The organism is Streptomyces sp. NPDC001270, from assembly GCF_042896695.1.
Lineage (GTDB): Bacteria > Actinomycetota > Actinomycetes > Streptomycetales > Streptomycetaceae > Streptomyces.
On record NZ_JBIAXM010000001.1, the window covers coordinates 30,704 to 57,113 of the forward strand.

Genomic DNA, 26,410 nt, shown 5'->3' on the forward strand with positions numbered 1-26,410 from the left:
GATGTGGTTCCCCGCGCCCTTGATTTAGTTCGCCGTGTCCCTGAGGGGCGGGGGGCTATGCGATGTGGTCTTCTTCCAGTTCCGCGGTGTGGCGGTTGGTGAAGCGGCTGACCATGCGTTTGGCCTCGTCCGCGGGGAGCGTTCGGCCGAACTCGGCCTCGACGTTGTCGCCGAACTCGCGCGGGGTCGGGTAGCTGCCGTTGATCGACTTCTTGAACACCTGGTAGTACGAGTCCTCGTCCGGCTCGGGGGCCGGGGTGCCGCCGCCCTCGCCGAGTTCACGGGTGCGGTTCGGGCCCACCGGGATCGGGAAGCTGCCGGTGTCCTCCGGGGAGGGCGCGGGCGGTTCGGGCTCGGTGTACTGCTGCTCGGCGGCGTACTGCTGGTCCGCGAACTGCTGCTCTGCGAACTGCGGGCCCGCGAACCGCTGGTCCGGGAACTGTCGGCCCGGGAACCGTCCGTCCGCCTGCGGGTCCGTGACCTGCTGGGCCTCGAACCACTGCTGTTCGTACTGTTCGTCGCTGCCGGGGCCGTACCCGCGGAGGTCGAATCCGGGGTCGTAGCCGCCCTGGTAGTCGACGTGTTGCGGGGGAGTCTGGAACCACGGGTTCTGGTTCGGGTTCTGTTTCTCGGCGGGGTCCGGCTCTCCGGCGCGCTGCCCGGGGATTCCGGGGTGCGCCGGTGCCTGCTGGAGCGGTGCCGGATCGGCGGCCCGCTCGGGGGCGGGCGTCGCGGGCAGCTCCGGCTGCTGCGGCGGCGCGGGTATCAGGGCCGGTTCGATGCCCGCGGCCGCCAGGCCCGAGGGGGCCGTGTCCGCCAGCGGTACCCCGTACTTCGCCAGCCGTAGCGGCATCAGGGATTCCACCGGGGCCTTGCGGCGCCAGGAGCGGCCGAAGCGGGAGCGCAACCGGGCCTGGTAGACGAGCCGTTCCTGCTCCAGCTTGATGACCTGCTCGTAGGAGCGCAGCTCCCACAGCTTCATGCGGCGCCACAGCAGGAACGTCGGAAGCGGGGAGAGCATCCAGCGGGTGAGGCGGACGCCCTCCATGTGCTTGTCGGCCGTGATGTCGGCGATACGGCCGATGGCGTGCCGGGCGGCCTCGACCGCGACCACGAACAGCACCGGGATCACCGCGTGCATGCCCACGCCCAGCGGGTCGGGCCAGGCGGCGGCGCCGTTGAAGGCGATCGTCGCCGCCGTCAGCAGCCAGGCCGTCTGGCGCAGCAGCGGGAACGGGATGCGGATCCAGGTCAGCAGCAGGTCCAGGGCGAGCAGGACGCAGATGCCGGCGTCGATGCCGATCGGGAAGACGTAGGCGAAATTCCCGAAGCCCTTCTTGAGGGCCAGTTCACGGACCGCGGCGTAGGAGCCGGCGAAGCCGATGCCGGCGATGATCACGGCGCCGGTCACGACCACGCCGATGAGAACGCGGTGCATCCGAGTCAGCTGAATCGGCGCGGCCACCCGTACTCCCTCCCCTTGCGTGTTCTTGCGCGCAACAGGGTGGCACATGTGTGCGGCGCGCGCGTCGCCGGTACGTCAGCAGGCCGCCCGTCAGCCCTTCTTGGCCGACGATTCGGACGGGGACGCCTCCTTGGAGGGCGACTTGGACGGCGAGGCGGACGACGACGCGGTGCTGCCCTTGTTCGCCGACGCCACCGCTGCCACGGCCTCCTTGACGGCCTGCTGCGCGGACTTCACCAGGTCGTCGGCGTTCGGGGTCTTCTCACCGGCCAGGCCGGCGCCGTTGTAGTCGAGGGTGACGACGACGTTCTCGACGCGTGCCACGACCGTCTGCTGCTTGAAGTCCCCCTCCTTCTTCTTCAGGTCGTAGCGCAAGGCCGTCGCCTCGTCACCCGTTCCGCCGACGGCCTGCGACTTGAGGTTCTTCGCCCCGGTCACCGCCCGGACGTCCTGGATCTGCTTGGTGTAGTACGCCTGCGCCTGCTCGTCGGCGGAGCCGCGGCCGGTACCGGACTCGAAACGCAGGAGGGAGACGTTGAGCCAGCGGAACTGGGAGCCCTTCACCCCGTTGTCGTCCAGGCTGCTCCAGGAGCAGCTGGCCCGGGACGACACGTCATTGGAACTACCCTTTTTGCCGGACTTGGAGGCTTTGGGTACGAGTTGACCCAGTGTCTTCTTCGACAGGGCGGCGCACGACTCGGGCAGCGTGCGGTACGCGGCGGCCTGCACGGTCGGCGTGGGGCTCGCGGAGCCGGAGCCGGTGCTGCTGTCGCTCGCCGACTGCTTGGCGTCGCCGCTCGGGGAGCCGGAGTCCGAGGAGCAGCCCGCGGCGGCGAGCGCGGCCGACACGGCGGCCGCGCAGACAAGGGCACGGCGCAACCGTCCCGCTCGCCCTTCACGCTGATCAGGCTGGTCGTCTCGCTGGGCTGCTCGCTGCATGGTTCCTTCACTCATGACGCTCGTGTTCCTGCGGTCGGATCGTCCGAGGGGCCCACGGTACGCGGTGAGTGAGCGGTGCGGTTCCGGTTCGGCGGCCCGGCGGAGCTTCCCGTCAGGAGCCGAGGAGGCCGTCAGCCGGACAGCGAGCCGGCCAGTTGCACGGCCAGATTCCGTGCCCTGTCCTGCATTTCCTTGCTGTCGGGGGTCGCGCCGACGGTCATCGGCTGCTCCGCGTACTCGATGGTCACGATCACGTTGGACGTGCGAAACACCACAGTCACCGTCCGCTGTTCGGCCGTCGAACCCGAGGTGCCGAGCTGGTCGTCGAGGAACGCCTCGTCGCCCAGGCCGTCGAGCACACGCGGCTGCAGATCGGCGGAGGCGGTGCCGCCGGACTCGCCGGCCGAGGGGACCGAGGACGAGACCGAGGGCGAGGGAGTGCCGGAGGGCGAGGCGTCGACGACCGGCCCGGCGCCCGCCATCGGCGCCAGGGAGGACCCGGACACGGGCGCGCTGGGCTCGGGCAGGTCGGCCGCCGTCTCTCTGCTCGCGAACAGCTTCTGCGCCTGGTTGTCGTCGCTGTCGGAGTTGTCGTACGACACGACCCGTTCGAAGTCGACGTGGAGGTGGTCGGCGGCGTCGGCGGACTCGACCTTCCAACGGCAGCCGACCTTGCGGTCGGTGTCGTACGTCAGCGTCGCGGTGCCGTCGTACGCCTTGTTCCGCTGGTCCGGGTCGGGAATCTCCTTGATTCCGGGCAGCAGGGAGTCGAGCGTGCCGCGGCCGACCGCGCCACAGGGCTCGGGGAGCGTCCGGTACTTGCCGGGCTGGGCCGCCTCGGTGGCGGTGCCCGCGTCGCCGGGGTTCGCGTTGTCCGCCGCCCCCGTGTCCGCGGAGCCGCCGGTGCAGCCGGTCAGCAGTGCCACGAGGAGGGCTGCGGTGCCGGTCACATACGCCTTCCGCTGCACGGTCAGGCTCCTCTCGACGCTGTCGGCGCGTTGGGTCCTCCAGTGTCCCCGCAGGTATTTCGCTTGCCGCCGCGGGGCGCCACCTGGAGACAATGTGTATCGCAAGCGCCGCCGCTTTTGCCGGTCCGTTGTCGCTTTTCGTCGACCTTGGTGCTGCTTCTGCCTTATTTCGGTTCTAGGGCTTTTTGTGATTCATGGGGGAATGGGGAAGACATGTCGTACACAGAAATACCGGGTGCCAAGGTCCCCATCCGTATGTGGACCGATCCGGCCACGGTCGAGGAGGGCGCCCTCCAGCAGCTGCGCAACGTCGCCACGCTGCCCTGGATCAAGGGGCTGGCCGTGATGCCCGACGTCCACTACGGCAAGGGCGCGACGGTCGGTTCGGTCATCGCGATGCGGGGCGCCGTCTGCCCGGCCGCGGTGGGCGTGGACATCGGCTGCGGCATGTCCGCCGTGCGGACGTCGCTGACGGCGAACGACCTGCCCGGGGATCTCTCCCGCCTCCGCTCCAAGATCGAGCAGGCGATTCCGGTGGGCCGCGGGATGCACCGGGACCCCGTCACCCCGGGCCGCTTCCACGGGCTCGCGACTTCGGGGTGGGAGGGCTTCTGGGACCGGTTCGCCGGGGTCGCCGAGGCGGTCAGGTTCCGGCGCGAACGGGCGGCCGCGCAGATGGGCACGCTGGGCTCCGGCAACCACTTCTGCGAGGTGTGCGTCGACACCTCCGGCTCGGTGTGGCTGATGCTGCACTCCGGTTCCCGCAACATCGGCAAGGAACTCGCCGAGCACCACATCGGGATCGCCCACTCGCTCCCGCACAACCAGGGCCTGGTCGACCGCGACCTCGCCGTCTTCGTGGCGGACACCCCGCAGATGGCGGCGTACGAGCACGACCTGTACTGGGCGCAGGAGTACGCGAAGTACAACCGGTCGATCATGATGGCGCTCCTCAAGGACGTCCTCCGCAAGGAGTTCAAGAAGGCGAAGGTGGCCTTCGAACCCGAGGTGAGCTGCCATCACAACTACGTGAGCCGCGAGCGCTACGAGGGCATGGACCTGCTCGTCACCCGCAAGGGCGCGATCCGCGCCGGCTCCGGTGAGTACGGGATCATCCCGGGTTCGATGGGCACGGGTTCGTACATCGTGCGGGGCCTCGGCAACGAGAAGTCCTTCAACTCCGCGTCGCACGGCGCCGGTCGCCGGATGAGCCGCAGTGCCGCGAAGCGCCGTTTCTCCACGAAGGACCTGGAGGAGCAGACGCGCGGCGTGGAGTGCCGCAAGGACTCCGGGGTGGTCGACGAGATCCCGGGCGCCTACAAGCCGATCGACCAGGTCATCGACCAGCAGCGGGATCTGGTGGAGGTCGTCGCGAAACTGAAGCAGGTCGTCTGCGTGAAGGGCTGACCGGCGGGCTCCGGCTCGCCGGCCGCCGCCCCCTCCCGCGTCCTACGGCCGGTTCTCGCGCAGGTGGCCGATCCGGTCGGAGCTGAAGGCCACCGTCTGCTTCAGGTGGCGGGTGACCGTGGCCAGTTCGGTGTCGTCCAGGTCCTCGAAGAGGGCGGACCAGTCACCGCCCAGCCGCTCCCACGCCCGCTCGAACTCCGCGATCCTCCCCGGCACGGTGGCCACCAGTACCCGTCGCCGGTCGGCCGCGTCCCGTTCCCGGACGACGTAGCCCGCCCGTTCCAGCCGGTCCACCAGCCGGGTCGCCGAACCGGTCGTCAGCCCGGTCAGTTCCGCGATCCGGCCGGTCGTCACCGGCGTCCGCTCCAGCGTGAGCAGGTTCAGGCACTGCAGATCGGTGGGGTGCAGGCCCAGGTGGTCGGCGACGGCCTGGTTGAACAGGGCGTACGACGCCATGCAGCGGCGGGAGACGGTGGCCAGCTCCGACAGCAGCCGCGCCCGCGCGCTTCCGTCCCCGGTCATGTCCAGCTCCGCTCCCGCGTCTGTCAGAAGGAGTACGGGTCCCCGGTGGCGAGGATCAGCACCTGTTCCCGGTCGTTGGCCCGGTTGCCGTCCACCGCGCCGCCGCTCCACACCGTGTCGAGTTCCAGCGTGACCTCCGTGGGCCGGTCCCGCAGCGTCACGCCGAGCCGGATCTGCTCCCCGAAGCCGTCCGCGGCCAGCGGTCCCGTCCCGCAGACCAGCACCCGCTCGCCCGTGCGCGCACACCCGGCCGGCAGCTCCAGCCGGTCCGCGAGCGGCACCGACCAGCGCAGTTGCACGCTGGCGCCCGGTACGGCGGACGGGCCGTGGTTGCGCGGGGTGAACCGGACGTCGACCCGTCCGCCGCTCAGCACCGCCGACCCGTGGTAGGCCAGATCCGCCTCCGGCGCACGAGCCGCCCCGGCCCCACCGGCCGCACCTCCCGTTCCGGTCGCCCCGGCGGGCCCGGCCGCGGCGACCGCCGCCAGTACGGCAGCCCCCCACACGGCGAGCACCCTCGTCCTACGCATGCCACCCACTCTGTGTCCTACACATGTCACCCACTCCGTCGTGCGGTCCGGTGTCGAGTCCGTTGTCGTTGTCGATCCCGTACGCCCATGACGACCCACAGGACCCAAGGACGGCCATGACGATCCGCCGGAGGCCAGGGCGTACGGAGGGATGTATCCCACGCGGAGCGGACGTCAGGCGCCCTCCAACAGGTGACAGCGGGCGTGCCAAGCTGCCGCCATGCTGATCCTCCGCTCCGCCGCCCTGTTCGTCGTCGCCGCCCTCTTCGAGATCGGCGGCGCCTGGCTCGTCTGGCAGGGCGTCCGCGAGCACCGCGGCTGGCTGTGGATGGCCGGGGGCGTGCTGGCCCTCGGCGCCTACGGCTTCGTCGCGACCTTCCAGCCCGACGCCCACTTCGGCCGCATCCTCGCCGCGTACGGCGGGATCTTCGTCGCCGGTTCAATCCTGTGGGGCGTGGTCGCCGACGGTTACCGGCCCGACCGCTGGGACCTCACCGGCGCGCTGATCTGTCTGGTCGGGATGGCGGTGATCATGTGGGCGCCGCGCGGCTCCGGCTGAACGTACGGGCGCCGCGTGGCGGTGCCGGTCGCCTACCCTGGGTGGCGTAGCCCGTACGCCTGTCCGAGGAGCAAGCCCATGGCCCCCGCCGTACCGCCCGCCGCCTCCCGCATCGCCGTCGTCACCGGTGCGAGCAGCGGAATCGGCGCCGCCACCGCCCGTGGGCTGGCCGCGGCCGGGTACCGGGTGGTCCTCACGGCCCGCCGCAAGGACCGCATCGAGGCGCTGGCCGAGGAGCTGACCGGGGCCGGGCACGAGGTGACGGCGTACCAGCTGGACGTCACCGACCGGGCCGCCGTCGACGAGTTCGCGACCGCCTTCAGGACGGTCGGCGTGCTGGTCAACAACGCGGGCGGAGCGCTCGGCGCCGACCCGGTCGCCACCGGCGACCCGGCGGACTGGCGCACGATGTACGAGACGAACGTCATCGGCACCCTCAACATCACCCAGGCACTGCTCCCCAAGCTGGAGGCGAGCGGCGACGGCACGGTCGTGGTGGTCTCCTCCACCGCGGGCCTCGGCACCTACGAGGGCGGCGCCGGCTATGTCGCCGCCAAGCACGGCGAACACGTCCTCGCCGAGACCCTGCGCCTGGAGATCGTGGGCCGGCCGGTCCGCGTCATCGAGATCGCCCCCGGCATGGTCAAGACCGACGAGTTCGCGCTGACCCGCTTCGGCGGGGACGCGGCGAAGGCGGCGAAGGTGTACGAGGGGGTGGCCGAGCCGCTCACCGCCGCGGACGTGGCGGACACGATCACCTGGGCGGTGACCCGCCCGAGCCACGTCAACGTGGATCTGCTGGTCCTGCGCCCGCGGGCCCAGGCGTCGAACACGAAGGTGCACCGGGAGCGGTGATCCCCCCTGGCCCGGTGCCGGATCCCGGGGAGGTCGCGGTCGCGGCCCGGCCGGTGCTGCGCGGTGCGGCCGGGCCGGTAGGTGTTGCCGCTGGGCCGGCAGGTGGTGTGGTGGGGGCGGCGGTCGTCGCGGTCGGGCCGGTCGCCGGTGGCTGTGCCGGGGTCCGTCACGGGGTCTCCCGCGCCGCTTCGGGGCGCACCGCTGCCGCGTAGGACGTCGGGGACATCCCCACGGTCGCGGTGAAGCCGCGGACCAGGTGGGCCTGGTCCGCGTAACCGAGGTCGGCGGCCAGGGCCGCCCAGTCCACCGTGCGCTCGGTCTCGGCGCGCTCCAGGGCCTCATGGATGCGATAGCGCAGGATCACCCACTTCGGCCCGACCCCGACGTACCCGGCGAAGAGGCGTTGCAGCAGTCGTACGGACAGGCCCTCGGCGCGGGCGAAGTCGCTGACGCGGCGGATCGTGCGGTCGGTGCGGATGCGGTGCACGAGGGCCGTCGCGAGGTCGGCCTGCGGGTCGGGTCGGGGCCGGCGGCCGAGCAGGAACGCGTCCAGGGCGGCGACGCGGGCGTCCTCGTCGTCCGGGTCGAGCACGGCCCGCGGGTCGGCGTCCGGCCAGACCTCGGTGAAACGGACGCGGCGGCCGGTCCAGTCGGCCACCGGGCGGTCCGGGGCGAAGGGCCGGAAGCCGCCGGGCCGGAACTGGATCCCGCAGACCCGGCCCCGGCCCGCCAGCTTCTGCGCGAACAGACCGAGCCCGACCCCCGCGACCTCGGCGAACGGCTCCTCGCCCGCGAACCGCTGGAAGACCACGTTCACCGACGGGTGCGGCACGACATGGGAGACGTACGGCCGGTTGAGGTCCCAGTCGATCAGCCAGTAGTGCTCCAGGTAGGGGCGTAGGGCCGGGTCCGGCTTCCCGGAGCTGCCAGGTATCCCGGGGTTGCCGGATGGGCCGCCGGGTCCATGCGGGGCCGCGGGCCCGGCGAACGGCTCCCGGCGCCGGAAGTCCACGCGCGCGAAGAGTTCCGCGGGGTCGACGATGCCTCGGGTGTCACGGCGTGGGGCTGCCATGCCGGGATCGTAGGCGGGGGCACTGACAAGGGCCCGGGGCGCCGACGGCGGGCCGCGCACGGGACGGGCGATCTCACGGCGGCCGGGAGGACGGCGGGGCGGGGAGCATCGGCCGGCGGACCACCCAGGACACCGGGAACACCCGGAACTCTCTGAACACCCGGAACCCGCCGGACCCGCCGGACCCGCGGAATACGGAGCCGCGGACGACCGTTGAGCGGGTATAGTTGAATCGTCAACCAATCGGAGGGTGAGCGACCATGCAGTTCGGGATCTTCAGCGTCGGCGACGTCACGCCGGACCCCACGACGGGCCGTACGCCGACCGAGCACGAGCGGATCAAGGCCATGGTCGCCATCGCGTCGAAGGCCGAGGAGGTCGGTCTGGACGTGTTCGCGACGGGTGAGCATCACAATCCGCCGTTCGTGCCGTCGTCGCCGACCACGATGCTGGGGTACATCGCGGCGCGGACTCAGCGGCTGGTGCTGTCCACGTCGACGACCCTGATCACGACGAACGACCCGGTGAAGATCGCGGAGGACTTCGCGATGTTGCAGCACCTGGCGGAGGGCCGGGTGGACGTGATGATGGGCCGCGGGAACACCGGGCCGGTCTATCCCTGGTTCGGGCAGGACATCCGGCAGGGCATCAACCTGGCCGTGGAGAACTACGCGCTGCTGCACCGGCTGTGGCGTGAGGACGTGGTGGACTGGGAGGGGCGTTTCCGCACTCCGTTGCAGGGCTTCACGTCCACGCCGCGTCCGCTGGACGGTGTGCCGCCGTTCGTGTGGCACGGTTCCATCCGTTCGCCGGAGATCGCCGAGCAGGCCGCCTATTACGGTGACGGTTTCTTCCACAACAACATCTTCTGGCCGGCCGAGCACACCAGGCGGATGGTCGAGCTGTACCGGACCCGGTACGCGCATTACGGTCACGGGACGCCGGAGCAGGCGATCGTCGGGCTGGGCGGTCAGGTGTTCATGCGCCGGAACTCGCAGGACGCGGTGCGTGAGTTCCGTCCGTACTTCGACAACGCGCCGGTGTACGGGCACGGGCCGTCGCTGGAGGAGTTCACCGACCAGACCCCGCTGACCGTGGGTTCCCCGCAGCAGGTCATCGAGCGGACGCTGTCCTTCCGCGAGTACGCCGGTGACTACCAGCGCCAGCTGTTCCTGATGGACCACGCGGGGCTGCCGCTGAAGACGGTCCTGGAACAGCTCGACCTGCTCGGCGAGGAGGTCGTACCGGTGCTCCGCAAGGAGTTCGCCGTCGGCCGCCCGGCCGGCGTGCCCGAAGCCCCCACCCACGCTTCGCTGCTCAGCGCCAAGGAGGTGTCCGCCGCATGAAGCTCGTCGTCGTCTCGGCGGGACTGAGCGTTCCGTCCTCCACCCGGCTGCTCGCCGACCGGCTGGCCGCCGCCACCGTGCCGGCCGCCGCGGCCGACGTCCAGGTCGTCGAGCTGCGCGAACTCGCCGTGGAGATCGCGCACCACCTCACCAACGGCTTCCCGGGCCGCGCCCTGTCCGCCGCGCTCGACGCGGTCACCCGGGCGGACGGCCTGATCGTCGTCACCCCGGTGTTCACCGCCTCGTACAGCGGCCTGTTCAAGTCCTTCTTCGACGTGCTCGAACCCGACGCGCTGGCCGGCAAGCCGGTGCTGATCGCCGCGACCGGCGGCACGGCCCGGCACTCCCTGGTCCTGGAGCACGCCCTGCGTCCGCTGTTCGCCTACCTCAAGGCCGTGGTCGTACCCACCGCCGTGTACGCCGCCTCCGAGGACTGGGGCGGGCGGGGTCTCGCGGAACGGATCGACCGGGCGGCGGCGGAGCTGGCCGCGCTGATGACCGGACTGACGGTGAGCAGGGGGAACGGGGGGAAGGCGGGGAGTATGAGGGATTCGGGGCCTAAGAGGAATGAGAGGAATGAGAGGAATGAGGGGGAGCCGGGGAATCCGGGGCACGCGGAGAGGGAGAGGAGTGCGGGGAGCACGGGGCAGGCGGTGAGCGCGGGGCGCGTGGCGGGCGGGTCGGAGGACGAGGACATCCTCGACGTGGTGCCCTTCGAGGAGCAGCTGGCGAGGCTCCGCGCCGCCTGAGAACCCGCGGTGTGCCGCCTGAGCACCGGTGACGGGGCGCGCTCCGGCCGACGGTGAGAAGACGGTAGGCCCGGACTTCAGGTTGCGTCCGGGTCGGTGAGAGCCGGGTAAAAAGGGTGATCGTAGGCCCGCTCGGCCCGCTCGAACCGCCGGGCGACTTGGCAAACTGGGTGCGTGCCCCAGACTGTGCTGCTAGCCGAAGACGACCGCGCCATCCGCCATGCCCTGGAGCGGGCCCTGACGCTGGAGGGCTATGAGGTGACGGCTGTCGCCGACGGCGTGGAAGCGCTGGCGCATGCCCACCGCACCCCACCGGACATCCTGCTCCTCGACGTGATGATGCCCGGGATCGACGGCCTCCAGGTGTGCCGGGTGCTGCGCGCCGAGGGCGACCGCACCCCGATCCTGATGCTCACCGCGCTGGTCGAGACCGCCGACCGGATCGCGGGCCTCGACGCCGGCGCCGACGACTACGTGGTCAAGCCGTTCGACGTCGAGGAGGTCTTCGCCCGGCTGCGTGCCCTGCTGCGCCGTACCACCCCGGTGGCCGCGGGCGGCAGCGGAGGCGGCGGCAGCGGCGGGGGCGCCGGTACCGCCCCGGTCCGCGAGGCGCACGCCGACGACCGCCAGGTGGAGGCGGCCGGGCTGCGCATGGACCTCCAGGCGCGTCGGGCCTGGCGCGGCAAGCGGGAGCTGGAGCTGACCCGCACCGAGTTCGAACTGCTGGAGCTGCTGGCCCGCAACGCCGGCATCGTGCTCGACCACTCCACCATCTACGACCGCATCTGGGGCTACGACTTCGGACCCGGCTCCAAGAACCTCGCCGTCTACGTCGGCTACCTGCGCCGCAAGCTCGACGAACCCGGCGCACCGCAGCTGATCCACACCGTACGGGGCGTGGGTTACGTGCTGCGGGAGGACTGAGTGGGCCGCCTGCGCCGGTCGTCGGCCCTGCGCAGGCTGCCCGCGCTGCGCAGACTGTCGGCGTTGTGCCGGCTGATGGTGCTGCGCCGGCCCAAGCTCGTCTCGCTGCGCACCACCTTCGCCGTGTCCTTCGCGGCCATCACCGCCACCGTCACGATCCTCGTCGGCATCCTGTCCTACAGCGCCGCCGCCCGGCTGGTCCGCGTCGACCAGCAGTCCGTGTTCACCCAGGTCGTGCAGGACGTGCAGAGCGAGGTGCGGCAGAAGGAGATGGTGCCGCAGGACTTCAGCTCCACCCGGCCGGGACACGACGTGGTCCGGCCCAGCCGCACCGACGTCCAGGTGCTCGGCGCCCGGGGCGAGATCGTCGACCACGGCAGCCCGGTGCTGCCGGTCACTGTCAAGGACCGGGGCATCGCCACCGCCAAGGAGGCCGGGCGGACGGTCCAGTACACCGACGTGCGGGTCGCCGACGACCTGTTCCGCGTCGCCACCGTCGCGCTCGGCGACGGGCGGGGCGCCGTGCAGGTCGCGCAGGAGTTCAGCGACACCGAGGACCTGCTGCGGGCGCTCCAGCAGCGCACGCTGGTCCTGATGGCCGCGGTCGTGATCGCCGCGGGACTGGTCGGCTGGTGGCTGGCCCGCCGTATCACCCGGCGCCTGGTCATCCTCACCACCGCCGCCGAGGACGTCGCCCGCACCCGCCGGCTGGGCATCCAGGTGCCCGTGGCCGGCCTCGACGAAGTGGGCCGCCTGGGCCGGGCGTTCGACCGGATGCTGGGGCGGCTGGCCCAGTCGGAGGAGGACCAGCGGCGGCTCGTCCAGGACGCGGGCCACGAACTGCGCACCCCGCTGACCTCCCTGCGGACGAACATCTCCCTGCTGCGCCGCATCGACGAGCTGCCGCCCGGCACCCGCGACGACCTCGTCGCCGACCTCACCCAGGAGGCCCGCGAGCTGACCGACCTGGTCAACGAACTGGTCGACCTCGCCGCCGGGCAGTCCGACACCGAGCCGACACAGCGGGTCGACATCGCGGACATCGCCGAGGACGTGGTGGGCCTGGCGCGCCGCCGCACCGGCCGGGAGATCGTGCTGCGGACCGGCGGGGACACCGTCACCGACGGACGGCCCGGCATGCTCCAGCGCGCGCTGTCCAACCTGGTGGAGAACGCCGCCAAGTTCGACAGCGACCGCGGCTCGCCCATCGAGGTCCGGATCACCGGCCCGGCGCTCGCCAGGGCCCGGCAGTTCCTCCGCCCGTACGAGGGCGGGGCGGCCTCCGCCCGTATGCACGCCCGTCCGGCCGGACCGGTACGCGTCGAGGTCCTGGACCGCGGACCGGGCATCGCCGACGGCGATCTGATCCGTATCTTCGACCGCTTCTACCGCGCCGCCGACGCCCGCTCCCTGCCCGGCTCCGGGCTGGGCCTGTCCATCGTGCGGGAGGTGGCCATGGCACACGGCGGAGCACCGTTCGCGCTGCGCCGGGACGGCGGCGGCGCGGTGATCGGTTTCACGGTGGGCGGGGGCGTCACCGGGGATCCGGGCGACGGGACCTGAGGGAGATCACGAGGGAGATCACGAGGGAGCGTGCCGAAGATCGTGACGAGGATCGTGACGCAGGCCCGACAGCCGGGATCGGCCGAAGGAGGTCCGCATGCTGACCGACGCGGAGGCCGCCGCCCTCGCCCACCTCGACGAGGCGGACATCGGCCGGACCCTGCTTGAGCTGATCGCGATCCCCAGCGTGACCGGGAGCGCCGCCGAGTCCGAACTCCAGCACCACCTCGCCGGGCGCCTGGAGCGGCTCGGACTGGAGGTGGACCTGTGGTCCATGGATGTGCCGGCCCTGCTCGCCGACCCCGCCTTCCCCGGACTTGAGGCGCCCCGCGAAGAGGCATGGGGCCTGGTCGGGTACACCGCAGGGGAAGGCGACGGGCCCACGCTGGTCCTCCAGGGCCATGTGGACGTCGTACCGCCCGGGGACCCGGCGGCCTGGGACGGCGACCCGTTCGTACCGAGGGTGCGCGGGGACGTGGTCCATGGGCGCGGCGCCTGCGACATGAAGGCCGGGCTGGTGGCGCACCTCGCCGCGCTGGCCGCGGTCCGGGCGGCCGGGGTGCGTCCGCGCGGCCGGGTCGCGGTGCACTGCACGGTCGGCGAGGAGGACGGCGGGATCGGTGCCTTCGGCACGCTGCGGCGCGGGCACACCGGCGACGCCTGCGTCATCACCGAGCCGACCTCCGGCACCCTGATCACCGCCAACGCGGGCGCCCTCACCTTCCGGCTGGCCGTCCCCGGCCGGGCGGCGCACGCCGGTTCGCGGGAGGCCGGGGTCAGCGCGGTCGACGCCTATCTGCCGCTGCACCGGGCGCTGGCCGGTCTGGAGGCCGACCGCAACCGCGATCCGTCCCCGCTGATGGCCGAGTACCCGGTCCCGTACGCGTTGTCCGTCGGCACCCTCCGGGCCGGCGACTGGGCGAGCACCGTGCCGGACCTGCTGGTCGCCGAGGGCCGGCTGGGCGTCCGGCTCGACGAGGAACCGGCCGACGCGCGCGCCGAGTTGGAGCAGCGGGTGGCCGAGGCGTGCGCCGCCGACCCGTGGCTCGCGGCGCATCCGGCGACCGTGAGCTGGCCCGGCGGGCAGTTCGCGAGCGGGCGGCTGCCCGCCGGGCACCCGCTGCGCGACGAGGTGCGTGACGCCTGCACCGATGCCAACGGCTGGGCGGCCCGCCCGCGGGAGCGCGGCGCTCCCTACGGCAGCGACCTCAGGCTGTATGCCGCGGCGGGTGTGCCGACGCTCCAGTACGGGCCGGGTGACGTACGGGTGGCGCACAGCGCGCACGAGCACGTGTCCGTGCGGGAGGTGGTGGAGGTGGCGCGGACCCTGGTGGTCACGGTGCTGCGGGTGGCGGGGACGAGGTGACCCGGGGGTCGCGGCGCGGCTGCGGTGGAGCGAGCGGGCAGCGGGCTGCGGCGGCGTGAGCGGGCAGCGACCGGCGAGCGGGCAGCGGCCGCAGGTGGCGAGAAGCGAGCGACGAAGTGGGCGACGAAGTGGGCGACGGGCGGGTCCGCGGGTCGGGAGGTGAGCGGGCAGCGACCGGGACCCTAAGGGCGTGGCGCGCGCCCGAGCCGGGTCAGGGACGGCAGGCCGGGCCGGGTGAGGAAGCCGGGCGGAGTGAGGAAGCCCTCCGCGCGGGCGCTCGCCAGCCCGATGCGCGGGATGTCGCTGCTCTTGGCGAACAGCAGGAACCGCGGTTCCCACACCGGCCGGTACTTGGCGTTCGCCCGGTACAGGGACTCGATCTGCCACCAGCGGGAGAAAAACGTCAGCACCGACCGCCACAGGCGCAGCACCGGGCCCGCCCCCAGCCGGGAGCCGCGCTCGAAGACGGACCGGAACATCGCGAAGTTCAGCGACACCCGCCGCACGCCCAACTCCCCGGCACGCAGCAGCAGTTCCACGACCATGTACTCCATCAGCCCGTTCTCGCACGCCCGGTCCCGGCGCATCAGGTCCAGGGACAGGCCGTGCCCGCCCCAGGGGACGAAGCTGAGCAGCGCGCGCGGTTCCCCCGCCGCGTCCCGGCACTCCAGCATCACGCAGCGCCCGTCCGCCGGGTCGTCGAGGCGGCCGAGGGCCATGGAGAAGCCACGTTCGGTGGCGCCGTCCCGCCAGTGGTCGGCGCGGTCGACCAGCAGGGCCATCTCGGCCTCGGGGATGTCCGCGTGGCGGCGGACGCGCACCGTGTACCCGGCTCGCCGGACCCGGTTGTGCGCCTGGCGGACCACGCGCATCGCCCGCCCCTCCAGCGTGAAGTCGGCCAGCTCCACGATCGCCTCGTCGCCCAGCTCCAGGGCGTCGAGGCCGTGCCGCGCGTAGACGGTGCCGGCCTCCTCGCTCGCGCCCATCACCGCGGGCGTCCACGCGTGCCGGCGCGCCTCGGCGAGCCAGGCGTCGATGGCGCCGGGCCAGGCCTCCGGGTCGCCGATCGGGTCGCCGGAGGCCAGGCTGACGCCGCTGACCACGCGGTAGGTGACGGCGGCCTTGCCGCTCGGGGAGAAGCGGGCCGCCTTGTCCCGGCGCAGCGCGAAGTAGCCGAGCGAGTCGCGCTCGCCGTGCAGCTCCAGCAGGGTCCGCAGCCGCTCCTCGTCCTCGGCGGCGAGCAGCGCCCGGCCGCGCGGGGCGCGGAAACAGGCGTACAGCACGAGGAGGACGGTGGCGGCCATCAGGACGTTGACGACGATGTCGACCCAGTGGGGCGCGCTCACCGCGTCCACCCGGTCGGCGAGCGGGCCCACGCTGACGCCGCGCAGCAGGGTGTACGCGATCCGGTCCTGGAGGCTCGCTCCCGACTGCCGGTTCGTCGCGCTCACCAGGAGCGTGCCGAGGGCGCCGCTGACCAGGAGGCCGCCCGCGCCGGCGGCCAGCGCGAGCCGTGGGTTGGAGCGGTCGCCGATGGCGTCGAACTCACGGCGGCCGATCAGCAGCGCGGCCACGAACAGGCCGGTGAGGGCGGTGGAGAGCCAGTTGAAGAGGTGCGCGCCGTAGGTGCCGGTGGTGAGCGCGAGCACGTAGAGGCAGCACAGGGGGCCGGCGAGGAGCAGGTTGAAGACCCAGGCGGCGCGTTTGCGGCGGCGCATCACCACCGCGAGGAACAGCGCGAGCGCCGCCGAGCCCAGGCCCGCGGTGGCCAGGTACGGCGTGAAGAACTCGCCCGCGTTGTGCTCGTGCACCTCCTCCCGGAACGGCAGCGACACGACCGCGGCGATGTTGAGCACCGCGAGCAGCCGCAGGTACCAGACGGTCGCGGCGGCGGCCCGCGCCCGCAGCCGGGCGGGCACGGCGGGGCGACGGCGGTCGTGCCGCACGGAGACCTGCGCGGAAGTCGGCGTCGACTGCTGTACGGGCATGGTGACCGGCACCTTGGGACCGGAAGGGGGGACGGGGAACCGGAAGGGGGAGGAAACGAAGTTCAACAACCCTACAACTTGTAGGGTATTGGCCAGGTAAGAAGACGGACGGAGATGGGCAAGGAGAAACACCACCGGCGCCCCGGCCCGCTGCCCGCGGACCGGCCTGCTTCGCTGTGCACCGGCTCGCCGCCCGCTGTGACCCGGCCTGCTGCTTTCGGCGAAGCGACCTGCTGTTCTCCGGACCCGGCCCTCCGGCCCGGCTCACCGCTCCGTGGCCCGGCCTGCCGCTCTCCGCTCCGGCCCGGCGGTCTCCGTGCCGCCCCGGGCCGACGCCAGGTGCCAGGCCAGATTGCCCACCGCCGCCCCGGCCGCCACCACGGCGACGATCACACCGCCGGTGGCCAGCCCGTCGCTGAACAGATGCGGCCGTCGGTCGAGGCTGTGCAGCCCGAATCCGCACAGCTCGTACACCCCCACGGCGGCGATGGCGAGGCTTACGACGAGTACGGCGATGGTGGGCGCGAGGCCGTCGACCCCCGCTCGCGCGCCCGACTGCGGGCGCCGCGCCTGCTGTGCGTCGGTACCCGCGTTCGTGCCCTGCATGATGCCCCCGTGGAAGGAGTCGTACGGCCCTGGACAGCTGGGAACCTACATCACGTAGGGTCGGACGGGCCTAAGCTCGGGCTCCGTGCGGATCCGGTGGATCTATAAGCTCGGGCTCCGTGCGTATTTATTTGAGCGTGGACATGGAAGGCATCACCGGGCTCGTCGACGCCGACGACGTCCAGCCCGGCGGCCGGGACTACGAGCGGGGCCGGTCGATGATGGCCCAGGACGTCAACGCGGCCGTACGGGGCGCCCTCGCGGCCGGTGCCACCGACATCCTCGTCAACGACGCCCACGGCCCCATGCGCAACCTGTACCCCGAGGCCCTGCACCCGGCGGCCCGCCTGATCCGGGGCAGGCCGAAGCAGATGGTCATGCTGGAGGGGCTCACCGCCGACCACGACGCGGTCGTCTGCGTCGGCTACCACTCGCGGGCCGGGGCGCTCGGCGTGCTGAGCCACAGCTTCATGGGCCACGAGATCGAGGACATCTGGCTGGACGGCCGTCCGGTGGGCGAGATCGGCCTGGCCCAGGCCACGGCGGCGGCCCTCGGCGTCCCGGTGGCCGTGCTCACCGGCGACGACGCGGCCTGCGCGGAGGCCACGGCGTGGGACGACCGGATCGCCACGGTGCCCGTGAAGTACGCCCGTGACCGCTTCGCGGCGGAACTGCGCCCCGAGGCGGAGGCCCGGCAGGCCATCGAGGACACGGTCGCCGCGGCCCTGTCGCCCGCCCCGAAGCGGCCGTCCGCCGCTCCGTCCGACGTCACCCTCACGGTCCGCTGGCAGTCGTCCTCGGTGGCCGCCACCCTGACGGGCCTCCCCGGAGTCACCGCCACCGACAGCCGTACGGTCCGGGCCGAGGGCCGACTGCCCGCGCTGTACCGCCAGTTCGGGATCTGGATGCGGGTGGCGGCGTCCCTGACTCAGCAGCCGCCGTACTGCTGAGTCCCGCGGCCGGCGCACCACGGGACTCAGCCGTACGCCCGCGGGGCCGGCGGAGTCGGACCGCGGGGGACGTTCACCGCACGCGGGCCGCCTTCGTCAGGCGTACCTCCTCGACACCCAGCAGACCGAGGAGCGGCACCTTGCCGACGCGCTGGTCCGGGTCGACCACCAGTCCGGAGCCGCGGACCAGGTCCAGGAGGAGTTCGGCCAGCGGCATGACCATGTGCCGTCCCCAGCACCGCTCGGAGGAGTGGCCGAACGGCAGGTAGCCCGGCGCGGTGTCGGGATCGAGTTCGTTCCAGCGCTCCGGACGGAAGCCGTCCGGGTCGTCCCACAGGGCCGGATCACGGTGGGAGAGCAGCGGTAGCAGGAGGACGTCGTCCTTCTCGCCGATCCGGCCGTCGACGGCCGGGTACTCGGGGGAGGCGTTGCGCAGGATGTTCCAGGAGGGCGGCAGCAGCCGCAGGGACTCGTGGATCAGGTTCCGGTTCGGCGTGTCGTCGTCGAAGGGCGCACCGAGCCAGAGCGCGTTGGCCACGAGGGTGGAGACGGTGAAGCAGACCGGTGCGGCTGCCCTGCGGTAGACGCCCATGGCGTACCGGCGTTCCTGGTAACCCGTCGCCCGCGCCGCCCGGTTCGCGAGTCCGGTGAGGCCGTCGTCCGGCCGGGGCCAGCCGGGAAGCGCGGCGCCGAGCGCGATGACCGACCAGGTCAGTTTGGGGGTCAGTTCGAGGGTGCGGCTCATCAGCATGCGCAACCGGTACGGGTCCCGGCCGAGGATGAGGTCGCGCAGGAACAGGTGCCCGGTCAGCGGCCAGGGCCCGGACAGGTCGACGTCTTCCGGCAGCGGTCCCTTGAGCGCGTCGCGTACGTCGTTGCCGATGGTCCGGGTCACCGTCGACGCCTCGGTGCGTGAGATCGAGCGCCCGTGCAGTGGCTTGAACGTGGGCCGTTCGGTCTCCGTGGCACGGCGCGCGGCGAGAATCCGGTCGGCGACCTCGTGCCCCGCGATTCCGATGGTGTCGGGTTCCAGACGGAAGACGTCCTGGCCCACGTGGTCGTCGATGAGGGCGGCCAGTCGCGGAGAGAACACGGTGGTGCGTACGCGCGGCGGCGTTGACGTGGTCATGGATGCTCCGGAAGGGGTCGCGGACGGCACGCCGTCGTCCGGCCGAACCGCGGGTACGGTACGGCCGGACAACGATGTCAACTCGGCTGTACGGCCGAGAGGTCGGGCATCAGTACCAGAGGTACCAGGCGTTCGCCTTCAGGCTCTTGCTTGCCGCGACCTTGTTGCGGATGGCGAAGAGAAGCTTCATCACTGCACCTCCTGTCGGAGTGGGCGAGTGGCGCGTGACGGTCCCGGACGGGCCGGTGAAGATCACGCACCGGTGGCCCGGTGAGACTGCCCAGGTCCGGCAGACGACTAATCCAGGAACATTTAAAAGGTTGGTATGCGATCACTTTCAGACAGCCTGGGGCCTGGATCGCTCGCTCTGACGCGGTCAGTTTCTTCGGTTTGTCATGGTTCTGATCGCTCTGTGTGATCCGCAGGTTGGCCGAAAATTGTGCGGGAGGCGCCGTCCCCCCTCGAACAGGCGGGACAGGTGGCGCAGGCGACACCAGCGGCATGGACGTCCACTACTTGGCGCCGGCGGCACGGACGTCCGCACGTGCACCGGCGGCACCGGTACCACCGGCGGCTACGCAGGGCACTGGTGACGCAGGCGACCCGACCCGGGTGTGTGGGCCGCCCCTCGACCGAGCAGCATGTGACGGAATGCGGACGGGTGAGCAGGGACGAGCCAGGGAGTTCCCGTGACGGAACGCCGACAACGCCGGATCACCGACGAGCAGTTCCACGACGCGATGCTGATCTGGGACTACCACCACCTGGGGCACGAGCCGCGCCGCTGCTCGGTGGCGCTCGCCCTCGGCAGCCACGACATCGGCGTCGCCGACACGGCCGCCGCTCTCTACCACGCCGGCCACTTCCCCCTCCTGCTGTTCAGCGGCGGCAACAGCCCCGCCACCCGGGCCCGCTTCCCGCGCGGCGAGGCCGTTCACTACCGCGAGCACGCGTTGGCCCTGGGCGTGCCGGACGAGGCGATCCTGATCGAGCCGCGGGCGGCCAACACCGGCCAGAACATCGCCTTCTCCCGCGAGTTGCTGGCCGGGGCGGGGGTGCGGGTCGACTCGCTCCTGCTGGTCTCCAAGCCGTACATGGAGCGCCGCGCGTACGCGACCTGTCGCAAACTGTGGCCCGCGGTCGATGTCGTATGCGCCTCCGCGCCACCGGAGTTGGGCGACTACATCAAGTCCTTCGGTGACGGCCCGCTCGTCATCGACACGCTGGTCGGCGACCTCCAACGGGTGATCGAGTACCCGAAACTCGGCTTCGCGATCGAGCAGGACGTGCCGGGGGAGGTGTACGACGCCTACGAGCGGCTCGTGCGTGCCGGGTTCGACAGCCATCTGGTCGTCGGCTGACAGTGCGTCGGTGTCGCGGCTCGTCCTGCGGCGTCCGGCCGGCGGACCGGCGGCCAGATCGCCGCGAACTCGGGTGCCACGGCGGGGGTTTCGGACTCCGCAACGAAGAGACCGCCGGGCTGGGACCGGACGCGTAGCAGGCGGCGGGGTCAGGAGAGCCAGTCGGCGTAGCGAGTGGTAGCCAGGCGGGCGTTCTTGTCGGTGAGGACGTCGCCCTTGACCATGGCGAACATGCCGGCGCTGGGGTCGGTGACGACGGTGCGGTGGTCGCCCTTGTGGGCCAGGGTGATCCGGCCCAGCTCGTCCAGGGTGAAGATCTCGGGGCCGGCGATGTTGCGGATGCCGTTCAGCGGGGCGCCCGCGGCGACCTCCGCGACCGCGGCGGACACGTCCTTGGCGGCGATCGGCTGGATCGGCGTGGCGGGCAGCCGGACGGTGTCGCTGTCGGCAGTCCAGGACAGGACGGCGTCCATGAACTCCATGAACTGCGTCGCCCGGACGATCGAGTAGGGGATCGACCCGGCCGCGAGGAGGTTCTCCTGGAGTGTCTTGGCCCGGTAGTAGTCCAGCTCCGGCACCTGGTCCGTACCGACGATCGAGAGGATGACGACGTGGCCGACGCCGTTCCTGCGGGCCGCGGCCAGAAGATTGTCCATCGAGGTCTGGAAGAAGGCCGGGGAGGCGTCGTCGAAGGTCGGGGAGTTCGTCAGGTTGACGACCACGTCGGCGCCCGCCACCGCCTCGTCCAGTCCCTGGCTGCTGATGACGTCGACGCCGGTGGACTTCGAGTGCGGTACCGCCTCGTGCCCGGCGGTGGTCAGGTTCTTGACTACCTGCGACCCGATCAGTCCGGTGCCGCCGATGACTGCGATCTTCACGGGCATACCTTTCATGTGGTGATGTACGGAATATGGCATACGAACGGTTACGTGGGTGGGGCAAGAAACGGTCTCTTGATCGCCTGCGGAGGGGCGGCGTCACAGACAGCCGGCGAAGGTGACCGTCTCGTCGAGCGGCGCCCGGCCTACGCGGGTGTCGCCCGCGGTGACGTCCTCGAACCCGATCGACATGCCGCAGAAGAGGATGAGCTGGTCCGGAGGTGACAGGACCTTTGCGACGGTCCTGTGAAACTTCGCCCAGGCCATCTGCGGACAGCTGTGCAGCCCTTCGGCGCGCAGCAACAGCATGACGGTCTGCAGATACATGCCGACGTCCGCCCATTGGGCCGGGCCCATGGCGCGGTCGATGTAGCAGAACAGGGCGGCGGGCGCGCCGAAACAGTCCCAGTTCGCGGCGGCGGCCCTCTGGCGTGCCTCCAGGTCCTCGCGCGGGATGCCTAGTGCGCCGTAGCGCTGCTCGCCGAAGGCGGACCGGCGCTCGCGGTAGGGAGACTTCAGTGCGGGTGGGTACATCTCGTACTCCGGCTCGTCCCAGGGGTCACCTGAGGCCAGGCGCTCGCCGGTGCGCTTCTTGATCTCGGCCAGTGGTGCACCGGTCACCACGTAGGTGTGCCACGGCTGGATGTTCGATCCGGACGGCGCCCAGGCCGCGGCGGACAGGACGCGCTCCAGTGCCTCCCTCGGGACGGGGCGGCCGGTGAACGCGCGCACCGCCCGCCGGCTCGTGACCGCCTGATAGGCGTCCATGATCGCCCGCCTCCATCCACTCAACGGGTTCGCCTTCGCCACCTCAATAGTATTACACGATACGGTCTCGTGTGATACTTACTGGCTCTCAGTCCTTGGTTCCCGCCTCGGACGCTGCATCTCGGAGAAAACGGTGGACGCCCGGCGGTGCCGGTGGCGCCGTGGTTCCGGGGCGGGGCGGAGTGGGGCGGCATGGCGGGCGGGTGTGCGGCCCGTCGGCGCGGCTCGCGTCGGGACGACGTTGATGCCGGACGCGGGACGCGGCGGCGATGACCACGCCGGCCGGGCGTGCGGCGCGGCAGCCGCGGCCGAAGCGGGCGCGCCTGCGCCTCGTCGCCTATGCCTCGTCGCTTGCGGGATGGGCGAGCCGCGTCAGGAGATCCGTCAACTGCTCGTGCCCGCCGCGCCCCAGCTCGGCCATCAGGCTCTCGGCCAGCGGTTCCGCCGCCACGTGGGCAGCGTCGAACAACTCCAGTCCCTGTGGCGTGATCTCCACGGCCCGGACCCGCCGGTCGCCCGGAACGGCCTTGCGTACGGCAAGACCCTTGCGCTCCAGGTCGTCCACGATGCGCATGATTCCGGCCTTGTCCGTTCCCGTCGCCGCCGTCAGATCCCGCTGCACCGTGGGCCCGTGGTTGACCAGCTCGATCAGCACCGCGAAATGCCGCAGCTCGATGCCGAGCGGCCGGAGCGCCTCCCCCATCACCGCGGCCGCACGCCAGTGCGCCCGGCGCAGCAGCAGGCCGAGGGCGAAAGGCGAGGGATCCCCGGGGCGGTCGGTCGCATGCGGGGTGGTGGGGTGGTGAGGAGTGTCGGTAGCCATGACGCCAGACTACTTCGTTCGATACGGTATCGTCTGAAACTAAATGCGTGCGGTTAGCGGATCCGGGGTTCGCCGCTGCGTCCAGTACCTGCGTCCAGTACCTGCGTCCAGTACCTGCGTCCAGTACCAGGGACTTGCCGCGGTCCTTCGCCGCCCACTGCACCGCACCGGGCCCGACGGCCGCGCTCCGCTACGAAGCGACGGTCTGCACACCGCATCGCCGGGCGCCTCGGCCGACATGAGCTGCGGGTCCTCAGTCAGCCCCCATCCAGCCCTCAACCAGCCCTCAACCAGCCCTGGACGGCCCTCCGTTGGCCACCCGTTGGCCGTGCCCTGGCCGCCCCGGCCATCGTCAGGCACTGGCCGGGGCGGAGCCCGAAAGCCCCGCCCGATCCGCGGGAAACACGGCTCAGGGCCACACCAGGCAATACGGCTGATGCCCCGCCTCATGCAACCGGTGGCTGAAGTCCTGCCATTCGTGGAGGAGTTGGTACACGTTGAACGCGTCCCGCGGGCCGCCGCGGTCCGGGACCGTGGACCAGATGAACGCCGCCGCGCCCACCGATTCCTCGCCGATGCCGCGGAGCGGGTCGACGACCGTCATCGGCAGCCTGACGACCGCGTAGTCGGGGTGCAGGACCACGAGTTCGAGCGGTGGCACCTTGTGCAGGGGCACGCCTTCGATGCCGGTCAGCACCATCGCGGCCATCGTCTCCGGCTTGATCTTGGTGAACATGCCGTTCATGCCCAGTTCGTCGCCGCCGAGTTCCTCGGGGCGCATCGAGATCGGGACACGGGCCGCGGTCGCGCCGTCCGGCGCGCCGAAGTATTTGTACGTCACCCCCACCCGACCACCATTTCTGCTCGCCGCCCGAAGGCGGTCCACTCGGGGGTCGGCCCGCCGGTCGCTCCGCTCGGGCTCGCCCGGTACACCCTGTGGCGGACGTGCTTCGGTCGTCTCCTCCGCGTCGCGCCGGTGCCTTCCCCGCCGGGCGCGTCGAGGACCCAGGTCATCGGTCCCCTCGCCCAGTCCGCCACCGCGATGCATATCTCCACCCGACTGCTTTTCTGGGACGCGTGGCGCCCGCCGCGCAACCCGATCATCGTGTCAGTGACCTCCCCCACGGCCGCCCGCCGAAACGTGCGGTGAAACACCAGTCCGCAAGATCTTCACGGCCCCCGGTCACCGTGTGCCGTGCGAGCTGTGCCGAGCTGCGTCGAGCTGTGTGTCTCTCTGTGTGTGTCAGGCCCGTCCGGGCCCCAGTCTCGCAGATCGCGGATGATCGACAACGTGTTTGCCGGAGTGATGGCGGCGTCGGCCTACCCTGAGGAGGTCACCCCGCAGACCGGAGCCCGAGAAGCTCCGATTTACGTCGAGTGGCTCCCCATAGCTCCACATGGCTCCAAGTAACTCCAAGTGACTCCGAGTGACTCCGAGAAACGCTGAGACATTCGGAGAAGGTCCGAGAGGTCGGAGAAGTCGCAGGTCATGAGTGAATCGTCCCCTTCAGGTGTGCCCTACCCGCGGGAAGCGCCCGTCTCCCAGGCACTGTTCGACCGCGCGTCCGCCGTCACGCCGGGCGGCGTGAACTCGCCGGTGCGTGCCTTCCGCGCCGTGGGCGGGACTCCCCGGTTCATGGTGTCGGGCTCCGGCCCGTATCTGACCGACGCCGACGGGCGGGAGTACGTCGACCTCGTGTGTTCCTGGGGCCCGATGATCCTCGGGCACTCGCACCCCGAGGTGATCGCCGCCGTCCACGAGGCCGTCGCACGTGGTACGTCCTTCGGCACGCCGGGTGAGGGCGAGGTGGCCCTCGCCGAGGAGATCGTCGCCCGGGTCGAGCCCGTCGAGCAGGTGCGGCTGGTGTCCAGCGGGACCGAGGCGACCATGTCCGCCATCCGGCTGGCGCGCGGGTTCACCCGGCGGGCCAAGGTGATCAAGTTCGCCGGCTGCTACCACGGGCACGTCGACTCGCTGCTGGCCGCCGCCGGGTCCGGGGTCGCCACCTTCGCGCTGCCCGACACCCCGGGCGTCACCGGCGCCCAGGCCGGCGACACCATCGTCCTGCCGTACAACGACCTGGAGGCCGTGCAGGAGGCGTTCCACCGGTACCCGGGTGAGATCGCCTGCGTGATCACGGAGGCATCGCCCGGCAACATGGGGGTCGTGCCACCCGCGCCCGGGTTCAACCAGGGACTGAAGGACGCGTGCGCCAAGAACGGCGCGCTGTTCATCTCCGACGAGGTGATGACCGGTTTCCGTACCAGCAGGAGCGGTTGGTACGGGATCGACGGCGTCAGGCCGGACCTGATGACCTTCGGCAAGGTGATGGGCGGCGGGTTCCCGGCTGCCGCCTTCGGCGGCCGTGCGGACGTCATGGCCCACCTCGCCCCGGCCGGGCCGGTCTACCAGGCGGGCACGCTCTCCGGGAACCCGGTCGCCACCGCCGCCGGCGTCGCGCAGCTGCGGCTGCTGGACGACGCGGCCTACGAGACGGTCGACGGCGTCTCCGCGCAGATCCGCTCCCTCGTCACCGAGGCCCTGACCAAGGAGGGCGTCGCGCACCGGGTGCAGGCCGCCTCCAACATGTTCTCCGTGTTCTTCACCGACCGGAGGGTACGCGACTACGAGGACGCCAAACGGCAGGAATCCTTCCGCTTCACCGCCTTCTTCCACTCGATGCTCGCGAACGGCGTCTACCTGCCGCCGTCGGCCTTCGAGTGCTGGTTCGTGTCCACGGCCCACGACGAACGGGCCCTCCAGAAGATCGCCGACGCCCTTCCGGCGGCGGCCCGAGCCGCCGCGGAGGCCACCGCATGAGCACCGACAAGGACATCACGGTCGTCCACCTCATGCGGCACGGCGAGGTCGCCAACCCGGACGGGGTCCTCTACGGGCGGCTGCCCGGCTACCACCTGTCCGAACTCGGACGGCAGATGGCCGACCGGGTCGCCGAGCACCTCGCCCCGCGCGATGTGACGTACGTCGTGGCCTCCCCGCTGGAGCGGGCGCAGGAGACCGCGACCCCGATCGCCAAGACGCACGGGCTGGCCCTCGACACCGACGAGCGGCTGATCGAGGCGGAGAACCTCTTCGAGGGCAAGGCGTTCGGGGTGGGCGACGGCGCGCTGCGCAAGCCCGGCAACTGGAAGTACCTGGTGAACCCGTTCAGGCCGTCCTGGGGTGAGCCGTACGTCGACCAGGTGGTCCGGATGAAGAGCGCGCTGGACGCGGCCCGGGACCGGGCGCGCGGGCACGAGGCGGTGGTGGTCAGCCACCAGCTGCCGATCTGGATCGTGCGCTCGTTCGTGGAGGGGCGGCGGCTGTGGCACGACCCGCGCAAGCGGCAGTGCACGCTCGCCTCGCTGACGACCTTCACCTACCAGGGCGACCGGATCGTCTCGGTCGGCTACACCGAGCCCGCCCGTGACCTGGTCCCGCCTCATCTCCTGGCCGGCGCCAAGCCGGTGAAGGGCAAGAGCAAGGCGTTCGGGGCCTGAGCGCCGGCCCCCGGCCCGCAACCGCCCGGCCCGCCGCACCCGTACCGTGCTGTACGGCACTTTCGCCGGCGGCGCCGGGGCGGTCCGCCGGGCGGGGCCCGGCCTGCGCGCCGCTTGCGATGTTTTCGCAGCCTTGCTGAG

At 71.7% G+C, this 26,410-nt stretch carries 26 protein-coding genes; 12 read left to right on the top strand and 14 right to left on the bottom strand.

Annotated features, from left to right (window positions below):
• Window positions 1-55 precede the first annotated feature (55 nt).
• The 3 genes from ACFY2B_RS00140 to ACFY2B_RS00150 form a co-directional block, all read right to left on the bottom strand.
• Window positions 56-1,438 (bottom strand): DUF2637 domain-containing protein, encoded by a 1,383-nt coding sequence (locus ACFY2B_RS00140; protein ID WP_390760896.1) that lies wholly within the window; start codon window positions 1,436-1,438, stop codon window positions 56-58.
• Window positions 1,439-1,555: 117 nt separating this feature from the next.
• The gene (locus ACFY2B_RS00145; RefSeq protein WP_390760897.1) at window positions 1,556-2,419 is read right to left on the bottom strand and encodes a DUF3558 family protein; all 864 of its coding nucleotides are present in this window, start codon (window positions 2,417-2,419) and stop codon (window positions 1,556-1,558) included.
• Window positions 2,420-2,535: 116 nt separating this feature from the next.
• Window positions 2,536-3,372 (bottom strand): DUF3558 domain-containing protein, encoded by an 837-nt coding sequence (locus ACFY2B_RS00150; protein ID WP_390760898.1) that lies wholly within the window; start codon window positions 3,370-3,372, stop codon window positions 2,536-2,538.
• A gap of 213 nt (window positions 3,373-3,585) precedes the next feature.
• On the opposite strand from ACFY2B_RS00150, the gene ACFY2B_RS00155 reads away from it, so the two are divergent.
• Window positions 3,586-4,779 (top strand): RtcB family protein, encoded by a 1,194-nt coding sequence (locus ACFY2B_RS00155; RefSeq protein WP_390760899.1) that lies wholly within the window; start codon window positions 3,586-3,588, stop codon window positions 4,777-4,779.
• Between the two features lie 42 nt (window positions 4,780-4,821).
• Here ACFY2B_RS00155 and ACFY2B_RS00160 read toward each other — a convergent pair whose 3' ends face one another.
• Together ACFY2B_RS00160 and ACFY2B_RS00165 are read right to left on the bottom strand one after the other, a co-directional pair.
• Window positions 4,822-5,301: a MarR family winged helix-turn-helix transcriptional regulator gene (locus ACFY2B_RS00160; RefSeq protein ID WP_390760900.1), complete on the bottom strand. Its 480-nt coding sequence runs from the start codon at window positions 5,299-5,301 to the stop codon at window positions 4,822-4,824.
• A 23-nt stretch (window positions 5,302-5,324) separates the two neighbouring features.
• Window positions 5,325-5,831, bottom strand: coding sequence for a hypothetical protein (locus ACFY2B_RS00165; protein ID WP_390760901.1), 507 nt, complete (start codon window positions 5,829-5,831; stop codon window positions 5,325-5,327).
• 220 nt (window positions 5,832-6,051) lie between these two features.
• Here ACFY2B_RS00165 and ACFY2B_RS00170 point away from each other — a divergent pair, with 220 nt between their 5' ends.
• The gene (locus ACFY2B_RS00170) at window positions 6,052-6,390 is read left to right on the top strand and encodes a YnfA family protein (RefSeq protein WP_376530100.1); all 339 of its coding nucleotides are present in this window, start codon (window positions 6,052-6,054) and stop codon (window positions 6,388-6,390) included.
• Window positions 6,391-6,468: 78 nt separating this feature from the next.
• The gene (locus ACFY2B_RS00175; RefSeq protein ID WP_390760902.1) at window positions 6,469-7,245 is read left to right on the top strand and encodes an SDR family NAD(P)-dependent oxidoreductase; all 777 of its coding nucleotides are present in this window, start codon (window positions 6,469-6,471) and stop codon (window positions 7,243-7,245) included.
• A gap of 166 nt (window positions 7,246-7,411) precedes the next feature.
• On the opposite strand, the gene ACFY2B_RS00180 is transcribed toward ACFY2B_RS00175, so the two are convergent.
• Window positions 7,412-8,317: a DUF6597 domain-containing transcriptional factor gene (locus ACFY2B_RS00180; RefSeq protein ID WP_390760903.1), complete on the bottom strand. Its 906-nt coding sequence runs from the start codon at window positions 8,315-8,317 to the stop codon at window positions 7,412-7,414.
• 260 nt (window positions 8,318-8,577) lie between these two features.
• On the opposite strand from ACFY2B_RS00180, the gene ACFY2B_RS00185 reads away from it, so the two are divergent.
• From ACFY2B_RS00185 to ACFY2B_RS00205, 5 genes are all read left to right on the top strand, one after another.
• Window positions 8,578-9,663: an LLM class flavin-dependent oxidoreductase gene (locus ACFY2B_RS00185; protein ID WP_390760904.1), complete on the top strand. Its 1,086-nt coding sequence runs from the start codon at window positions 8,578-8,580 to the stop codon at window positions 9,661-9,663.
• The gene (locus ACFY2B_RS00190; RefSeq protein WP_390760905.1) at window positions 9,660-10,412 is read left to right on the top strand and encodes an FMN reductase; all 753 of its coding nucleotides are present in this window, start codon (window positions 9,660-9,662) and stop codon (window positions 10,410-10,412) included. Before ACFY2B_RS00185 ends, ACFY2B_RS00190 begins: the two co-directional genes overlap by 4 nt.
• 174 nt (window positions 10,413-10,586) lie before the next feature.
• Window positions 10,587-11,336 (top strand): response regulator transcription factor, encoded by a 750-nt coding sequence (locus ACFY2B_RS00195; protein WP_390760906.1) that lies wholly within the window; start codon window positions 10,587-10,589, stop codon window positions 11,334-11,336.
• Window positions 11,337-11,411: 75 nt separating this feature from the next.
• Window positions 11,412-12,899, top strand: coding sequence for an ATP-binding protein (locus tag ACFY2B_RS00200; RefSeq protein ID WP_390761499.1), 1,488 nt, complete (start codon window positions 11,412-11,414; stop codon window positions 12,897-12,899).
• Between the two features lie 97 nt (window positions 12,900-12,996).
• A complete protein-coding gene (locus ACFY2B_RS00205; protein ID WP_390760907.1) occupies window positions 12,997-14,265 on the top strand; it encodes an ArgE/DapE family deacylase in 1,269 nt (422 codons plus the stop codon).
• Between the two features lie 182 nt (window positions 14,266-14,447).
• On the opposite strand, the gene ACFY2B_RS00210 is transcribed toward ACFY2B_RS00205, so the two are convergent.
• The gene (locus ACFY2B_RS00210; protein WP_390760908.1) at window positions 14,448-16,253 is read right to left on the bottom strand and encodes a phosphatidylglycerol lysyltransferase domain-containing protein; all 1,806 of its coding nucleotides are present in this window, start codon (window positions 16,251-16,253) and stop codon (window positions 14,448-14,450) included.
• A 264-nt stretch (window positions 16,254-16,517) separates the two neighbouring features.
• Window positions 16,518-16,859, bottom strand: coding sequence for a hypothetical protein (locus tag ACFY2B_RS00215; protein WP_390760909.1), 342 nt, complete (start codon window positions 16,857-16,859; stop codon window positions 16,518-16,520).
• 119 nt (window positions 16,860-16,978) lie between these two features.
• Between ACFY2B_RS00215 and ACFY2B_RS00220 the strand changes: the two genes are divergently transcribed.
• The gene (locus ACFY2B_RS00220; RefSeq protein ID WP_390760910.1) at window positions 16,979-17,809 is read left to right on the top strand and encodes a M55 family metallopeptidase; all 831 of its coding nucleotides are present in this window, start codon (window positions 16,979-16,981) and stop codon (window positions 17,807-17,809) included.
• Between the two features lie 73 nt (window positions 17,810-17,882).
• Here the strand turns inward: ACFY2B_RS00220 and ACFY2B_RS00225 are convergent, their stop codons facing one another.
• Window positions 17,883-18,938 carry a cytochrome P450 gene (locus ACFY2B_RS00225; protein ID WP_390760911.1) on the bottom strand — a complete coding sequence of 352 codons (1,056 nt, stop codon included), beginning with the start codon at window positions 18,936-18,938 and terminating at the stop codon, window positions 17,883-17,885.
• Between the two features lie 109 nt (window positions 18,939-19,047).
• The gene (locus ACFY2B_RS00230; protein ID WP_359070958.1) at window positions 19,048-19,128 is read right to left on the bottom strand and encodes a tryptorubin family RiPP precursor; all 81 of its coding nucleotides are present in this window, start codon (window positions 19,126-19,128) and stop codon (window positions 19,048-19,050) included.
• A gap of 550 nt (window positions 19,129-19,678) precedes the next feature.
• Here ACFY2B_RS00230 and ACFY2B_RS00235 point away from each other — a divergent pair.
• A complete protein-coding gene (locus ACFY2B_RS00235; protein WP_390761500.1) occupies window positions 19,679-20,299 on the top strand; it encodes a YdcF family protein in 621 nt (206 codons plus the stop codon).
• 149 nt (window positions 20,300-20,448) lie between these two features.
• Here the strand turns inward: ACFY2B_RS00235 and ACFY2B_RS00240 are convergent, their stop codons facing one another.
• The 4 genes from ACFY2B_RS00240 to ACFY2B_RS00255 form a co-directional block, all read right to left on the bottom strand.
• Entirely contained in the window at window positions 20,449-21,177 is a 729-nt protein-coding gene (locus tag ACFY2B_RS00240; RefSeq protein ID WP_390760912.1) for an SDR family oxidoreductase, read from the bottom strand.
• Between the two features lie 99 nt (window positions 21,178-21,276).
• Window positions 21,277-21,945 carry a nitroreductase gene (locus ACFY2B_RS00245; protein ID WP_390760913.1) on the bottom strand — a complete coding sequence of 223 codons (669 nt, stop codon included), beginning with the start codon at window positions 21,943-21,945 and terminating at the stop codon, window positions 21,277-21,279.
• Between the two features lie 337 nt (window positions 21,946-22,282).
• Window positions 22,283-22,768: a MarR family winged helix-turn-helix transcriptional regulator gene (locus ACFY2B_RS00250; RefSeq protein ID WP_390760914.1), complete on the bottom strand. Its 486-nt coding sequence runs from the start codon at window positions 22,766-22,768 to the stop codon at window positions 22,283-22,285.
• Window positions 22,769-23,177: 409 nt separating this feature from the next.
• Window positions 23,178-23,816 carry a hypothetical protein gene (locus ACFY2B_RS00255; RefSeq protein WP_390760915.1) on the bottom strand — a complete coding sequence of 213 codons (639 nt, stop codon included), beginning with the start codon at window positions 23,814-23,816 and terminating at the stop codon, window positions 23,178-23,180.
• A gap of 441 nt (window positions 23,817-24,257) precedes the next feature.
• Between ACFY2B_RS00255 and hemL the strand changes: the two genes are divergently transcribed.
• Window positions 24,258-25,589 (top strand): glutamate-1-semialdehyde 2,1-aminomutase, encoded by a 1,332-nt coding sequence (gene hemL, locus ACFY2B_RS00260; protein ID WP_390760916.1) that lies wholly within the window; start codon window positions 24,258-24,260, stop codon window positions 25,587-25,589.
• Window positions 25,586-26,269 (top strand): histidine phosphatase family protein, encoded by a 684-nt coding sequence (locus ACFY2B_RS00265; protein WP_390760917.1) that lies wholly within the window; start codon window positions 25,586-25,588, stop codon window positions 26,267-26,269. The genes hemL and ACFY2B_RS00265 overlap by 4 nt, the downstream gene beginning before the upstream one ends.
• Window positions 26,270-26,410 lie beyond the last annotated feature (141 nt).

Bases quoted from the DNA above. Each gene is read 5' to 3' on its own strand.
- ACFY2B_RS00140 (WP_390760896.1), bottom strand. From the start codon at position 1,438: ATGCACCGCGTTCTCATCGGCGTGGTCGTGACCGGCGCCGTGATCATC.
- ACFY2B_RS00245 (WP_390760913.1), bottom strand. From the start codon at position 21,945: ATGGACGCCTATCAGGCGGTCACGAGCCGGCGGGCGGTGCGCGCGTTC.
- ACFY2B_RS00155 (WP_390760899.1), top strand. From the start codon at position 3,586: ATGTCGTACACAGAAATACCGGGTGCCAAGGTCCCCATCCGTATGTGG.
- hemL (WP_390760916.1), top strand. From the start codon at position 24,258: ATGAGTGAATCGTCCCCTTCAGGTGTGCCCTACCCGCGGGAAGCGCCC.
- ACFY2B_RS00190 (WP_390760905.1), top strand. From the start codon at position 9,660: ATGAAGCTCGTCGTCGTCTCGGCGGGACTGAGCGTTCCGTCCTCCACC.
- ACFY2B_RS00170 (WP_376530100.1), top strand. From the start codon at position 6,052: ATGCTGATCCTCCGCTCCGCCGCCCTGTTCGTCGTCGCCGCCCTCTTC.
- ACFY2B_RS00210 (WP_390760908.1), bottom strand. From the start codon at position 16,253: ATGCCCGTACAGCAGTCGACGCCGACTTCCGCGCAGGTCTCCGTGCGG.
- ACFY2B_RS00160 (WP_390760900.1), bottom strand. From the start codon at position 5,301: ATGACCGGGGACGGAAGCGCGCGGGCGCGGCTGCTGTCGGAGCTGGCC.
- ACFY2B_RS00250 (WP_390760914.1), bottom strand. From the start codon at position 22,768: ATGGCTACCGACACTCCTCACCACCCCACCACCCCGCATGCGACCGAC.
- ACFY2B_RS00185 (WP_390760904.1), top strand. From the start codon at position 8,578: ATGCAGTTCGGGATCTTCAGCGTCGGCGACGTCACGCCGGACCCCACG.
- ACFY2B_RS00235 (WP_390761500.1), top strand. From the start codon at position 19,679: ATGCTGATCTGGGACTACCACCACCTGGGGCACGAGCCGCGCCGCTGC.
- ACFY2B_RS00200 (WP_390761499.1), top strand. From the start codon at position 11,412: ATGGTGCTGCGCCGGCCCAAGCTCGTCTCGCTGCGCACCACCTTCGCC.
- ACFY2B_RS00165 (WP_390760901.1), bottom strand. From the start codon at position 5,831: ATGCGTAGGACGAGGGTGCTCGCCGTGTGGGGGGCTGCCGTACTGGCG.
- ACFY2B_RS00175 (WP_390760902.1), top strand. From the start codon at position 6,469: ATGGCCCCCGCCGTACCGCCCGCCGCCTCCCGCATCGCCGTCGTCACC.
- ACFY2B_RS00145 (WP_390760897.1), bottom strand. From the start codon at position 2,419: ATGAGTGAAGGAACCATGCAGCGAGCAGCCCAGCGAGACGACCAGCCT.
- ACFY2B_RS00255 (WP_390760915.1), bottom strand. From the start codon at position 23,816: ATGCATCGCGGTGGCGGACTGGGCGAGGGGACCGATGACCTGGGTCCT.
- ACFY2B_RS00180 (WP_390760903.1), bottom strand. From the start codon at position 8,317: ATGGCAGCCCCACGCCGTGACACCCGAGGCATCGTCGACCCCGCGGAA.
- ACFY2B_RS00265 (WP_390760917.1), top strand. From the start codon at position 25,586: ATGAGCACCGACAAGGACATCACGGTCGTCCACCTCATGCGGCACGGC.
- ACFY2B_RS00205 (WP_390760907.1), top strand. From the start codon at position 12,997: ATGCTGACCGACGCGGAGGCCGCCGCCCTCGCCCACCTCGACGAGGCG.
- ACFY2B_RS00230 (WP_359070958.1), bottom strand. From the start codon at position 19,128: ATGAAGCTTCTCTTCGCCATCCGCAACAAGGTCGCGGCAAGCAAGAGC.
- ACFY2B_RS00215 (WP_390760909.1), bottom strand. From the start codon at position 16,859: ATGCAGGGCACGAACGCGGGTACCGACGCACAGCAGGCGCGGCGCCCG.
- ACFY2B_RS00225 (WP_390760911.1), bottom strand. From the start codon at position 18,938: ATGACCACGTCAACGCCGCCGCGCGTACGCACCACCGTGTTCTCTCCG.